Annotated in this window: 1 protein-coding gene; it reads left to right on the top strand. The window is 34.2% G+C overall.

Features of this window, described 5'->3' with window-relative positions; all coding sequences use genetic code 11:
- Positions 1–105: 105 nt before the first annotated feature.
- A partial coding sequence (locus tag BZ25_RS10145) for a transposase (RefSeq protein ID WP_147429949.1) occupies positions 106–855 on the top strand: 750 nt, incomplete at its 3' end.

The following is an 855-nucleotide window of genomic DNA, read 5'->3' as shown; positions in this document are numbered from 1 at the left end:
GGTTCTCTTCCAAAAAGTGTGGGTAGAAAAAATGAAATATGAACAAATGATTAAATAATCTGGTATCATGTAGAAGAACACAAAACATATAGGGAGTGATACCAGATGAGAAAAGAGTTACCAAAATTTTTTGAACAGATACTGAATATAACAGAGCCATGGTACATAGAAGAGATAGAACAACAAGGAAATACAATCAACATATATGTGGATTTCAAAAAAGGTGCAAAGTTCGAATACAATGGTAAATATTACAGTGCATACGATACGGTTCAAAGGAGTTGGAGACACTTAAACTTATTCCAGTATGAAACATACATACATGCAAGGGTAGCTAGGATAAAAACAGATGATGGAACAAAGACTGTAGAGGTTCCTTGGGCTCGAAAAAACTCTGGATTCACCTTATTGTTTGAAGCGTTTATTCTCGAGTTGTACAACCACATGACGGTTGCTGAGATAGCTAAAAAGTATAATACAACCCAAAATAGGTTGTGGAGAATATTAGACTTTTACGTTTCAAAGGAATTAGAAAAACAAGATTTCTCAAAAGAACCAATAAAAACGTTATCTGTTGATGAAATAGCAAGGAAAAAGCATCATGTATATTTAACCAATTTCTTAGATGTGGAACGAGAAAAGGTTGTACATATAGCTGATGGAAAAGATGCAGAAACCTTTCTATCATTCAAAGAGAGATACACTGAAAAAAACGGTGATCCAACAGACATAGAGTCCATATGCATGGATATGTCGGTGCCTTTCAAAGCTGGAGCAAGGAAACATTTTCCAAAAGCAAAGATAGTATTTGACAAATTCCATGTGCTTAATGTATTAAGTGTCCAACTTGATAAA

Origin of the sequence: Petrotoga sp. Shatin.DS.tank11.9.2.9.3 (assembly GCF_003665005.1) — a bacterium.
GTDB lineage: Bacteria > Thermotogota > Thermotogae > Petrotogales > Petrotogaceae > Petrotoga > Petrotoga mobilis.
This window is presented reverse-complemented; position numbering and strand designations above follow the sequence as displayed.